General features: G+C 35.9%; 16 protein-coding genes and 2 pseudogenes. 10 read left to right on the top strand and 8 right to left on the bottom strand.

Features of this window, described 5'->3' with window-relative positions; translation table 11 throughout:
• A pseudogene (locus D1839_RS19430) lies at nt 1-258 on the bottom strand (helix-turn-helix domain-containing protein); the annotation flags it as partial.
• A 74-nt stretch (nt 259-332) separates the two neighbouring features.
• Here D1839_RS19430 and D1839_RS20605 point away from each other — a divergent pair.
• Both D1839_RS20605 and D1839_RS19420 read left to right on the top strand, forming a co-directional pair.
• A complete protein-coding gene (locus D1839_RS20605) occupies nt 333-974 on the top strand; it encodes a hypothetical protein (protein WP_199690442.1) in 642 nt (213 codons plus the stop codon).
• A complete protein-coding gene (locus D1839_RS19420; RefSeq protein ID WP_120381443.1) occupies nt 926-1,213 on the top strand; it encodes a hypothetical protein in 288 nt (95 codons plus the stop codon). The genes D1839_RS20605 and D1839_RS19420 overlap by 49 nt, the downstream gene beginning before the upstream one ends.
• 823 nt (nt 1,214-2,036) lie before the next feature.
• Here the strand turns inward: D1839_RS19420 and D1839_RS19415 are convergent.
• Nucleotides 2,037-2,258 (bottom strand): hypothetical protein, encoded by a 222-nt coding sequence (locus D1839_RS19415; protein ID WP_120381442.1) that lies wholly within the window; start codon nt 2,256-2,258, stop codon nt 2,037-2,039.
• Between the two features lie 566 nt (nt 2,259-2,824).
• Between D1839_RS19415 and D1839_RS19410 the strand changes: the two genes are divergently transcribed.
• The 4 genes and pseudogenes from D1839_RS19410 (at nt 2,825) to D1839_RS21520 (ending at nt 4,553) form a co-directional block, all read left to right on the top strand.
• Nucleotides 2,825-3,217 (top strand): hypothetical protein, encoded by a 393-nt coding sequence (locus D1839_RS19410; protein ID WP_120381441.1) that lies wholly within the window; start codon nt 2,825-2,827, stop codon nt 3,215-3,217.
• A gap of 159 nt (nt 3,218-3,376) precedes the next feature.
• A complete protein-coding gene (locus tag D1839_RS21010; protein ID WP_120381440.1) occupies nt 3,377-3,544 on the top strand; it encodes a transposase in 168 nt (55 codons plus the stop codon).
• 546 nt (nt 3,545-4,090) lie between these two features.
• Nucleotides 4,091-4,315: pseudogene (locus D1839_RS21525) on the top strand (transposase); the annotation flags it as partial.
• A 124-nt stretch (nt 4,316-4,439) separates the two neighbouring features.
• Nucleotides 4,440-4,553, top strand: coding sequence for an IS3 family transposase (locus D1839_RS21520; protein ID WP_286164868.1), 114 nt, complete (start codon nt 4,440-4,442; stop codon nt 4,551-4,553).
• A gap of 241 nt (nt 4,554-4,794) precedes the next feature.
• Here D1839_RS21520 and D1839_RS21515 read toward each other — a convergent pair whose 3' ends face one another.
• Nucleotides 4,795-4,932 carry a transposase gene (locus tag D1839_RS21515; protein WP_120381437.1) on the bottom strand — a complete coding sequence of 46 codons (138 nt, stop codon included), beginning with the start codon at nt 4,930-4,932 and terminating at the stop codon, nt 4,795-4,797.
• Between the two features lie 124 nt (nt 4,933-5,056).
• Between D1839_RS21515 and D1839_RS21510 the strand changes: the two genes are divergently transcribed.
• Nucleotides 5,057-5,158, top strand: coding sequence for a phage holin (locus D1839_RS21510; protein ID WP_120381445.1), 102 nt, complete (start codon nt 5,057-5,059; stop codon nt 5,156-5,158).
• Nucleotides 5,159-5,396: 238 nt separating this feature from the next.
• The gene (locus D1839_RS19390) at nt 5,397-7,595 is read left to right on the top strand and encodes a glycoside hydrolase domain-containing protein (protein ID WP_120381436.1); all 2,199 of its coding nucleotides are present in this window, start codon (nt 5,397-5,399) and stop codon (nt 7,593-7,595) included.
• 28 nt (nt 7,596-7,623) lie between these two features.
• On the opposite strand, the gene D1839_RS19385 is transcribed toward D1839_RS19390, so the two are convergent.
• The 5 genes from D1839_RS19385 to D1839_RS19370 all read right to left on the bottom strand — a co-directional run bounded on the left by D1839_RS19385 (nt 7,624) and on the right by D1839_RS19370 (nt 9,653).
• The gene (locus tag D1839_RS19385; protein ID WP_120381435.1) at nt 7,624-8,142 is read right to left on the bottom strand and encodes a YcxB family protein; all 519 of its coding nucleotides are present in this window, start codon (nt 8,140-8,142) and stop codon (nt 7,624-7,626) included.
• A gap of 349 nt (nt 8,143-8,491) precedes the next feature.
• A complete protein-coding gene (locus tag D1839_RS19380) occupies nt 8,492-8,677 on the bottom strand; it encodes a hypothetical protein (protein WP_120381434.1) in 186 nt (61 codons plus the stop codon).
• Nucleotides 8,678-8,691: 14 nt separating this feature from the next.
• Nucleotides 8,692-9,117 carry a hypothetical protein gene (locus tag D1839_RS19375; protein ID WP_120381433.1) on the bottom strand — a complete coding sequence of 142 codons (426 nt, stop codon included), beginning with the start codon at nt 9,115-9,117 and terminating at the stop codon, nt 8,692-8,694.
• Entirely contained in the window at nt 9,114-9,308 is a 195-nt protein-coding gene (locus D1839_RS21505) for a YcxB family protein (RefSeq protein WP_120381432.1), read from the bottom strand. Before D1839_RS21505 ends, D1839_RS19375 begins: the two co-directional genes overlap by 4 nt.
• Before the next feature lie 15 nt (nt 9,309-9,323).
• Nucleotides 9,324-9,653, bottom strand: a complete 330-nt coding sequence (locus tag D1839_RS19370; protein WP_120381431.1) for a hypothetical protein — start codon at nt 9,651-9,653, stop codon at nt 9,324-9,326.
• Between the two features lie 180 nt (nt 9,654-9,833).
• Here D1839_RS19370 and D1839_RS19365 point away from each other — a divergent pair, with 180 nt between their 5' ends.
• Both D1839_RS19365 and D1839_RS21170 read left to right on the top strand, forming a co-directional pair.
• Nucleotides 9,834-10,298: a hypothetical protein gene (locus D1839_RS19365; protein WP_120381430.1), complete on the top strand. Its 465-nt coding sequence runs from the start codon at nt 9,834-9,836 to the stop codon at nt 10,296-10,298.
• 862 nt (nt 10,299-11,160) lie between these two features.
• Nucleotides 11,161-11,415 (top strand): hypothetical protein, encoded by a 255-nt coding sequence (locus D1839_RS21170; RefSeq protein WP_183030284.1) that lies wholly within the window; start codon nt 11,161-11,163, stop codon nt 11,413-11,415.
• Nucleotides 11,416-12,102 lie beyond the last annotated feature (687 nt).

Genomic DNA, 12,102 nt, shown 5'->3' with positions numbered 1-12,102 from the left:
GGCATTCAACTTTTTTAAATAGGCATTCTCCATGCGTAAACGATCTATTTCTGCTTGTAATGCTTCCGGAGTCCCTTTATCCGGCTTTTGCTTTTTAGATGTATGATCAGAACCTTTTTTCATGGATGGGCGCCCCTTTTTCTTTGGTTCTAGGGCATCTATTCCTTCTGCTTCCAATTGCTTTTTCCATTGTAAAAGCGTGGAATGTGTAGAAATATTAAAGATCGCTGCTGTTTCCCGGATAGATGTCCCTTGTTCGTAGTTGGGCGGTCAAAGGAGCATCAGGAACTGCAAAGCTAGCTGCAGGCGCAGCAAGAAGAGCTCCGAAGTTATTGGATAGTAAGCCTTTTAGTGGTAATTATTATCGGAAAAAGATAGAGGCAGCTAAAGCTGGAATGGCTAAAGTGACAGAGAAGTTCACTTTTGGTAAAGACTATGCCCTTTCAACTGGTGGCGCAACTTTTATAATTAAAGATAAAGATTTTGCAGTTGATGCTAAGTCACAGACGTTTAATATGCAACATGGTGAGGGAGAAAAGGTAAAGACTAGGGGTACAGGTAACCTTAATGATCCATACGTTGGTGTAAAACAAGCATCTGAATATTTAAAATCGCTAGGAGTACCACGTCAATTTAGAAAGACTACATTAGAATCATTTGAAATCGGTACAATTAGGCTTGATGTGGCAGGATCAAATACTTATGGGTTAAGATTTTATGATAATCTTAACGCTTATGCAAAAGGAAGGTTTTTGTTTGAAACATTTTCTCCACAGGTTAATAGAAGTAACTTAGCACTTCCGCCAGATTGGAACAAAATGACGAGTATTCAACAATGGCAAGTTAAGCCAGGCACAATTATAATAAAAGGAAAAGCAGGTCCGCAGCTTCAAATGGGAAATCAATATATTGGAGGCGTAGAACAATGGTATATAACGAACCTAGACAGCTTAATAAAACCGTATACTTTATAAAAGAAGCCGAAAAAATGAAGGAGAAGCTTGAGCATGAGATTAATGCTCACAAACTAGGTCAAGGTAAAGATGGAACGATAAGTCAACTTGAAAATTTCCATAAAGATATAGAACTAATGATTGAAAGCAAAAGGCACATACCATCATATCCAAGAGCTATTGCTGACTCGTGGGACTTCAATAGCGAACTTGGAAAACAACTACTTAATTTATACGAGGATTATAAAAAGTTAACCTAGTTATTTTTAGAATAAATGAAAAGAATTTAAAATATAAAAGGATTATTTTAATTGTTATTTCTAAAAAGCTCCTATTGTATTTCAAACCCTTGGGTGGTTATTATAAGAAGAAAAAATATAAATACAAGAAAACTTAAAACCGTATTTAAAATAGTTATACACATTTGTCTGAAATTCTGTGGATAAACACACGTAATATACAGGTAGTATACAAAATAACGCTAAACCCCTTATTTTGCAATCAACCTCAGTTCTCAAAACGAATTATACAAGTTTTTTGGAATCCCTCAATGCCTGTGATTGAGGGATTACTTATTTTATACGTTGGTCTAAAGTGCTAGGAAAATTCACGCGTAGCATACAAAGAGTTTGAAGAGAAAGCAGCCCCTTTCTCATAGCATGTCAATTGCTATAAGTAGCTGCTCGATGTCCTTGTGGGTGTAGACGTGGTCTGTGATATCTTTAGCTGCATGTCCCATAATCCGTTAAAAGATTAGCCGCAAAGTGCGGCAATAAAAACTACCGTGGTACAGCTAATCAAAACGTTACGTTGTTAAATAAATTGCAGAGTGGTTCTACTGCATCCAGCAAGCCAAAATCCAATTATTTAAAGTCGGTCAAAAAGTCACCGTAAAAAAATCAGCCAGCAAATTTGCGACTGGTCAATTGCCGATTTTGTTAAAGGTAATAGCTACAAGGTTAAACAGGTTAAATCAGATCGTGTGTTACTTGATGGTATTATGCCCTGGGTACGTAAATCAGACGTTTATTGATATTAAAAATCCCCGCCCTTAGTTGGATGGGGCTATACATAAAAATAACATTATGGAGTATCATTACAATCTCCAATAAAAGCTATTGGATGCATTGGAGCTGTGAAAGTAGTCGTAAATGTATCTCCAATAAAATCAGTTGCAAAAATAGTCCAAGTTCCGATATTAAAAGGATCAATTGATACTTCTATAGTCACTTCAAATATTCCACTAAATAAGTTTCCTGTCGTATTCGCTGTCCCTCTTACTCTAGCATAATTATTATTTTTCAAGTTGGATGAACACAGAAGAGGCAAAACGATATTCGCAGTTTTGGAACAAAGTAGAAGTCGGAATGAATAGTGAGGCTCGATTTGCTTCTAGTCAAATAGGCGCATCTAGTTTTATGAACAGTATACTTCCTAAAAAATTAAAAGAGCATAAGATAGCTTGCATATACATAATTATTCTCATGTGCGAGAATCTATGAGGTTAGATTATTCATATTACGATGAATACAGCAATCAAGTAATTACTCCCTATCCAGAAAGCGAAAATATCTATGGATATATTGAATTTAAACCCAAGAACATCGAATTTCTTTCACCAGATAACTTAGAGATCCCTTATGGTCATAAAATGAATAAATCATATAGTTGATGGGAATTTAATGAGTAGCCTTGGACAGGAAATGGATTTACTTCTTCAAGGAATAATGAAGTAATTCCCGAATGGACATTAAGGAACTTCACTGGTCTGCGAGAAGGAGCAAAATTACACAAAGTAATTGATGGAAAAGATGAAGTTATAGCAACTTTTAATGGTAAGAAATTTATATTAGATTAATGAGGTGTATTTTATGCTTAGATCAGACATATTTGGTAAATATAAAGGGAGAATATATGAAATAACTATAGATATGGAAAACAATATGAAAATCATGACCGAAGATAAAGATAAAATTGATACAACACTTGAAGATAAATATAATAGTGGGCTATATACTAAGGTAGTAAAACGTAACGAAATAACGGATTGTGTAAGTATAGTACCCTATGGAATTATAAATGGTGAGAAAGTTCAAATTCTAAAAGAAAAAGAAGATAAATTTCAAGTATCCTCAGCTTCTTTACTTGTAGGAAGTAATTTAAAACTACCTAGAATAGATCGAGATACTTGGCTTGGTTGGGTACCAAAAAGTGAAGTAAGGGTTATTGAAGAAAAAACACCAATAAATCCACAAGAATTATAATTAGATTAAGTATAATTTATAAGATAAAAGAAAAGCCTTTGACTAGTATATTAGTTTGGATATCTATCAAAGGCCTTTTTCTATGATGTTAGTCTGATAATTGGACACAGAGAATAGAGATTTTTATACTGAAACTAATAATTTCTAGGAGTGTCCAAGATGAACGGAAAAAGATACGATAAAGACTTTAAAACCTATGCTGTTAAAATGGTTGTGGAAGATGGAAGAAAGGTAGCTGAAGTTGCACGAGAGCTAGATTTAGTTCATCAAACCTTGCATAAGTGGGTGGATAAGTATAAGGAAGACCAGGAGGATGCCTTTGTATGAAGTGGGAATCTTAATCCCAAGGATCAAGCTGATTATGAAAAGGATAAACGTATTCGTGACTTGGAAGAGGAAGTTGCCATTTTAAAAAAGGCTATGGGCATCTTCGCAAAAAACCAGAAGTAATTTATGACTTCATCGAAAAACACCGACACGAGTTCCGTGTAGCGAAGATGAGCGAAGTATTAGGTGTTTGGAAAAGTGGTTACTATGACTGGAGGAATCGAGATAAAAGTGAGCAGAAAAAGCGTAGAGAAAAGCTAACAGCCGAAGTGAAGCGAGTTTATATGGAGTCCAAGAGAAGGTATGGAAGCCCTAAAATCACTGAAATTAAAACAGGAGGGTTGGGGTATATCACAAAAGACTGTGACTCGTATCATGAGCGATAATGGCTTGCGGTCTAAAACGGTAAAAAAGTACAAGGCAACGACAAATTCTAAGCATCCTTATCCTATTTATCCGAATCTATGGAATCAAAACTTTCACGTAGACAAACCTGGAGCTGTTTGGGTTGGTGATATAACCTATGTATGGACAAGAGAAGGTTAGTTGTATTTGGCTACTATTATGGACTTATTTACAAGGAGAATCATCGGCTGGGAAATGAGTAGACGTATGACAAAGGAATTGATCATTACAGCTTTAAAAAGAGCAATAAACCAGCAGCCACCACAGAAAGGGCTTATTCACCATTCAGATCGTGGTCGTCAATATGCAGCGTATGACTATCAAGCAATTCTGCGAGACCATAAGATTACTACAAGTATGAGCAGAAAAGGAAACTGTTACGATAATGCGTGTATTGAATCTTTTCATAGTGTGATCAAGAAGGAGCTCATATTCCATCAGAAGTATCAAAACAAGAGAAGAAGCAAAAAGAAGCATATTTACCTATATCATGACCTTTTACAACTACAAACGTATTCATTCATCTATTGGTTATTTATCACCGATAGCTTACGAGAAAAAGTATGCGCAACAAGTGAATGCAACTGATAGAGTAGAAGTTTAGTTACCTCTCAATTAAAGGAAGGGGAGAATGCCGATCCTTCAATTGAGAGGGCAGCAAGCGAAGCGCGGTAGCCTTGACAAAAATTAAATATTTTAAGTGTCCAATATCTTGACATAGATCCATAACTGTAAATTTGATTTAAAAAATCAAGATTATACGGTTATTTGTCATGCGTACCAAAAAGGTGCGTATTTTTTATTTCGGGCTTACGGTTGACTTTCTTATTCTCTCTCTCAAATAGTTATGGCATGTGATCAAGTGCAGCTTTACGCCATTGACGTAACTGATTTACATGTATGCCATGTTCTGAGGAAATCTCAGCAAGACTTCTTTCTTCCTTAAGTATTTCTAGCACGATCTTTGATTTGAATTGATGTATAACTTTTTCTTTTACCCATAAATTTACTTTAACGTCTCCCTATTTCGTGTCTAGATTTATGGGTCCATTATACAAGTAATTATCAGGCTGATAGTGTTAGGGGTTCTATTACTTAACCAAAGCACTGAGTGTATTCGGTTGGAACCCGTTACCGTTTAGTGAGGAAATGATCTATGAATATGTGTCATTAGTAGCTACTGTTGTCATGGCTATTTATGCTTGGTGAAAGGATAACAACATTACTAAAAAAGCGCAGCATAATGAAAATTTCTTGCGCGATCAAGGAATGAAATAACAGGTTGCAAACACTGTGTATTGCTTGAAGAATTATATTCAAGTGTATATAAATCCGATGTGCAATAGGATTAAAAACCCTACTTTTAATGTACTTTTTATAAATCATTTTTCGTTATTATTTTATATAAGAGCTTGGAAAAAGCTCACAAACAAAGGAGGAGTTCAGCATGGATAAAATGGTATTAGAAGTGCAAAAGTGGCTAAACAAAACGTATAAGGGGAGAAACGGGTATACAACCATTCCAGAAAATGGGAAGACAGGCAATACAACAGTAAAAGCTCTTATTATTGGCTTACAAATAGAACTCGGAATAACAAAACCAGTACCATCATTTGGTCCGGAGACTGCTAGAAGATTCCCTGGTTTAGCGAAACAGGGGAAAAATGAAAAACCAAATAATCTAATTAAAATCCTACAAGGTGGATTCTGGTGTAAAGGTTATAATCCAGGTGGTTTCTCAGGTAATTTCTTTGAAGACACGGAGAAGAAAGTTAAAGATTTTGAAAGTGATGTTGGGATTGAACCAACTGGGTTTGTTGATTCGAAACTTATGAAAGCTATATTGAATACAGATGGATTTGTATTAAATAATAGTTCAGGGAGGTCACATAATAGAGAAATACAACAATCGCTTAATAGAGAATATAGTCAGTATTTTGATTATATCCCAACAAATGGCGTGTATGAAAGAAAGACAAATAAAGCTTTAATATATGCTTTACAGCATGAAGAAGGCATTGGTCATATCGCAAATGGAAATTTTGGACCTGCGACTATCGACAATTGCCCTACATTAAAAAAGGGGGATGCTCCAGCCAACTTTACAAGAATTTTACAATGGGCACTTGCGTGCAACATGCCTATATACGATACGCACCCTTATGATGGCGACTTTGATCATGACGTCGAATTAGCCGTAATAACATTTCAAGATTTTATGACTCTACCTGAAACTGGAATTGCTGATATGCCGACTATTAAGCAATTACTAACGAGCAATGGTTATACAGGTCGTCCAGCAATTGCTTGTGATGCGTCTACAGTTATTGATCAAGAGACCGTTAGAACGCTACGCGAAAATAATTATCAGATTATCGGTCGATATTTAACAGGTAATGTGGCCACTGATGCTGGCCTTCGTTCAAAAGCAATGACTCATGAGGAACTAAAAATTCTCACAGTAAATGGGATACGTGTATTCCCTATATACCAAGATGGGGGATACAAGCATGAATATTTTGTATCAGGAAGAGGTAGGGAAGACGCATGGAAAGCTATTAGAGCGGCAAATGAGCTTGGTTTCCCATCTGGTACAACGATTTATTTTGCTGTGGACTACGATGCTTATGATTTTCAAGTAAAGAATAATATTATTCCTTATTTAGAAGAAGTGCGTTCTGTATTTGATATTGCCAAGGAAAAGGGTTTGCCAGAATACAAATTAGGTGTTTATGGCTCTCGTAATACCTGCATACAAGCTCAAGGCGGCAAAGTGTCAGCAGATTACAGTTTTGTAGGAAACATGTCTACAGGTTATAGTGGCAACTTAGGCTTTCCAATGCCTCAAAATTGGTCTTTTAATCAATTTTATGAAACCACAATTGGTCTGGGAGGCCCTGGAATGCTTGGTATTGACAAAAATGACTATTCTGGCAGAGATCCTGGAGTTGCGGCTGTAAATCCTCCTGATGCTTCGGAAGTTAGTAAAGAATATCGAGCAAAACACGATGCGTTTATAGAGATAGGGAAAAATATACCGGGATTGCAAGAGTTCAGCCCTGAACTATTCGCAACGAATATTAATTTTAGTTCGACTCATAGAGCATTTAATATCGGCAATATTGTAACTGTCGATGTGGAGTTCAGTGAGCAGCTAAACCCTCCTACAGAAGGAGGAACAACAACTACACTTCAAATCACGCCTGATGGGGTAAGTGGAAGCCTTGAGAGTCTGCTGGGAGAAAACATTGCACAATTTACTCAAAATCGACTTGGGTTTTATGAAGATTTTATAGACAATATGGCGACTTCTATTGGCGCTGGCGCCATCCAGATGACTTTAAAGGGAGCGGGGAGTAGCGCAGAACTCCGAGTAACTGCTTTTAAAGAAGAAATCCCAGTAGACGGTGGAGGGAATGTTCAACTTGCTGTTACAGTGATCTTTACAGTCGATATTGACCTGACTGATGCAAGTGAAAGTTTTAGTACAGATATAGCGAAAGCTGCAGGGTTAACTTTAGGTATAATATTTGTAATTAGCTTAGCTGTTACTTATGGCGTTCCTGCAATGACTGCCTTGGCTGCTAGTATTATCATTGCATTATTGATTGGAGAGCAAGACGATATAGATGATGGCCAATTTTAAATAAACAATAGCTCTACCAATGGTGGAGCTATATTATTTCCTTTTTTTCAACTTTTCTTTTTATAAATGCTTGATATTCCTTGATTTCTTGTTCATTCATATTGTCAGGTTCTTTCTTGATTGTAATCGCATTTAAGTCGGTGAAATATAAGAAATAACGCTCCTGATCTTCTTTAAACCGATTTAATTCGTTCCATTGAATTTTTTCAGTTAAATGTTGCGATTCTTTAACTAGTTTTTCTTCAGATAAGTTTAATGTAAAGGAACCTATTTTATTTTTGTTGTGTCTAAGAATGTCCCTTTTATAACGACGTATGTATAAATACTCATATGACCGCCATATAAAAGGGGTGAGAATGAAATATAAAAACAGACAGAAAATTATACTTGGTATTGTAGCGTTGATAATGATTAACATGAGTACGATCCCTAAAAATGATATAACTAATTGCATAATTCTAGATTTTCTATGGAATTTAGTGGTCTTTATAGCATTTTTTTGCTGAGCAATTAAATCTTTATCGGTTATATTGAATTTTGCAATCAAATACGTACCCTCCCTTTTTCCTGTGAAAGTGCAATTAAACTCTCAGATTTATAATTTTAACATAATAGTTTCATGCAAAATGAAAAAAAATAAATTTTAAACCTCATGTAAGGTGCCGTAAGACTCCCACTTCAAGATCCTTGAGTTAATACAAAAGGTCTAAGTGGGAGAAAACGGCACCTAAATACCCGATTCGTTTAAGGTCACACCCTGGCAACCTTCACCAAAACCCATGTTTCAGTTGAATATTTTCATAGTTTTCCTTGTAAACCTGGTCCATTTCATTTAGCTGAATTATATTTTCTATAAAGCGATTCGTCAAGGCATGACTTGCTTTTCCATCAAAATATTAATTGATTTTGCTTAAAATATTCTGATGTTTTTGGGAAAGAGACCAAACAGCGTAACTATGCTCTAAGTATAACCTTGTAAAATCTACATTTTCTTGTAAATCCTGTTTGATTTGTTTCTTTAACGCTTCTTTTTGTGCATTGGTTTCCAGATAATCTTTCCACCAATCACTCATACTACTCATTACCACACCACCTCTTATTGACGTATTTGCAGCCATTGGGCAAGTATTTGATCGATTTGTTTAAAATCTTTACTCATTTTTTTCATGTTATAAGCTATATCTCCCGTATCATATTGGTTTTTTCGCAGTTTTTCTAGAAGGTGTTCGAATTTATTTATATCAATTAATAATGGGGTACCATCACTCTCAACATCCACTAGTTCCCGAAAAACTTCATCGACATGAGCAATGTTTAATTTATCGTATTTCCCTGAACCGACTCTATTTCTGTATGTATTTCTTAATTCTTTCATTGTAGCTAGATGGTCGTCAAGCAATCTGGTTATTGCAATTTTAGTGGATGTGATTAATTCTTCACTCTCTTCCATCTCCATGGCCAATTGATGCATAAGCTCTGTTTGAATACGAATATGAAAGTCATGAACGCCTTTATTTTTCAATTCCAGTGGAGAGGATTGTAACTGTCCTTTAATTTTTTCACCTTTCTTTTTAAAAATGTTTGATGTTCCTTAATTTCTTGTTCATTCATATTATCAGGTTCTTTCTTGATTGTAATCGCATTTAAGTCGGCGAAATATAAGAAATAACGCTCCTCATCTTCTTTAAACCGATTTAATTCACTCCATTTAATTTTTTCAGTTAAATGCTACGATTCTTTAACAAGTTTTTCTTCAGGTAAGTTTAATATAAAGGAACCTATTTTATTTTTGTTGTGTCTAAGAATGTCCCTTTTATAACGACGTATATACAAATACTCATATGACCACCATATAAAAGGGGTGAGAATGAAATATAAAAACAGACAGAAAATTATACTTGGTATTGTAGCATTGATAATGATTAACATGAGTACAATCCCTAAAAATGATATAACTAATTGCATGATTCTAGATTTTCTATGGAACTTAGTATTCTTTATAGCATTTTTTTGTTGAGCAATTAAATCTTTATCGGTTATATTGAATTTTGCAATCAAATACGTACCCTCCTTTTTTCCTTTAAAAGTGCAATTAAGCCCTCATATTTATAATTTTAACATAATATTTTTCATGTGAATTTAAAAAATAAAAAGTAACATCCACACACCAAAAGGAACATATGTTCCTTTTGGTGTGATATAATTTTAATATAGTACTAAAAACACAGGAGGGTTATGATGTTAATAGAAGAAATGAAAGAGGAAAAGGTAAAGTATAAGTTAATAGAAAACTATTTAAAAAATTATAAACATTATAAAACTGCAATAGGCATCCTCCAAGAGCAATTGGAGTATTTAATTCCAGGATTTCAGGTGAATTACCAATGTGATGATGATGGGGTGCAGTTCAAATTAAACAAGCAATCTGATTCTCAAGAATCAATCGATCGGCTATCCTCTTTAAAAGCATTGGTTATCTATGAAGAACTTATCCAAAAGAAAATGACTCTTGATTCTATTGAAAAATCATTAGAACAATTAAATCAAACAGAGTATGATTTTATTCATTTACGGTACTTCCAAGAGAAGTCTGCTGTAGCTACTTCTATAGAATTGGGTTATAGTGAAAAATATATTTTCCAATTGAGGAAAAAAATATTAGAAAAGCTTCTAATACCGCTAAGTGGTTTATTAATTATGTAGCTTAACGAAAGATCATATAAATGCACACTAAAAAATTGATGCCATAGTCTGTATCGTTTTTTGGATAAGATAAGAAACCATAGTCAATAAGCCTGTGGTAGCTAACTTAAACAGTAAATAGCAAAATGTTGTACCAATCAAGTTAGCAGTTCTGTTTTAAATATACTATTAGTCGCCGTGTTGGGGATAACTAAACAAGCTCTGAAAACAATAATCATACTTTCTGGATTCAATTTTGTAAACAAGTATCAAGGTAGGGAACGTGGCTGAAAGACTATTGCGGAAGCATGGTCAAAATTATTGAATGGTAGAACCCATCAATGCCCATACTCCATTATGTTATAGAGCCGATCTGAATTCCTACTACTTACCCTTTTCTTAACAGTCTCTAAAATAAAAATAACGAGGTAACTATTTTTCCTAGTTACCTCGTTTACGTGTGCTCTGCATGGACGAAAACTTGGTGGTGAAAGCCCACTACAGGCTTGGCAGTAGGAACTGTTAGCGAAAGGCAAGGTGGCTATCGTGAGGTAGTGGATGAAGGAAGCCGGACGCAAACTCCTGAACTGACGAACAGAAATTAGATAGAAGGCTGGCTTAGGTCGGATAAGTCTGCATAACAAGACAAAGTCCAATACTGCCCGAAATCTATACAGTAAATCTAGCGGTTACGTGGGAGGAAAGTTTTGGTTCTTACCGGGGGAGGTCTTGTGAGGGTGACGTGTGAGTTGAATGATAACGAGCCGACACAACCAAGGTGGTGACATCTTGGTGAATCACAAGAATTCAGCAGAGGTCGTAGTAGTGTGAAAGGGTCAAAACATGAAGGGCCGAACAATAGTAATTTTGAAAAGTCTAGGAGGTGCGAGAACTGCAGAAAACAGGAGAAACTGGCTATCGACAGAGAGATAGTGTGGAACATAAAGGGTATGTCGAAGTGCATAGTGCCTTTCATGGTGAGAAGAACAATCAAAATGGTGTATCCAATCTGTTTGAAAGGAATCTGTCTCCGTTACTCAGTAATGTTTATTTAAATGAGCTAGACCAATTACTGGAGAAACGAGGACACCGGTTCGTGCGTTATGCAGATGACTGTGCGCCACGAAAGTGTGCGTGAGTAGCGAGACTACTCAAAGCAGCTGTGCTGTACAAATGATGACGGAGAGCCCGTTGGAATCGCCATACAGGTGGAGATTTCAAACTACCTTAAGGTGCTGTAGTCAAAAGCTATGGTGTTGAGCGTTAAGGAAAAGGCAGTTTAGAACTGTCAAGTGCGTGTTATGGAGATGAACGAGCATGTAAACCACTTACGGAAATGTCGAAAGCGTAGAGACTCCATCAAAACCAGGGGGTAGTCGTTAATCTGGGATAAGCTTAGAGGAAACCTGTTTACTGTCTAAGTGGTGGGCGGCATAGAGGTGGCATGAACATAACACAGGCGTTTGTACGGAACGTGGGAACCTACGGGCTGATGTGAAGGGAGTATTTCAAGTGGAAGACCCACAAGAAAAGAGTACTGATGTACTCATAGGGGCAGATTGGGTTGTAGTAGTGAAGAAGCTTCTCTAATGGAAGTGGAGCGAAGAACCCGAATTATTCTGTTTCAAGGATAAGTCAACTTTGAAAGGAGGAGGAACTTATGCAAGAAACAAAACCGTTTCGTATCTCAAAGAGTGCAGTAATGATGGCATTTGAGCGAGTAAAAGCAAATCGGGGAACATATGGAATAGATGAACAATCTGTTGAAAGTTTTGAACACAATTTAAAGGATAATCTGTACAAATGGTGGAATCGTATGTCCTCT

Source organism: Roseburia sp. 1XD42-34 (assembly GCF_009917385.1).
GTDB lineage: Bacteria > Bacillota > Bacilli > Bacillales > Amphibacillaceae > Virgibacillus.
This window is presented reverse-complemented; position numbering and strand designations above follow the sequence as displayed.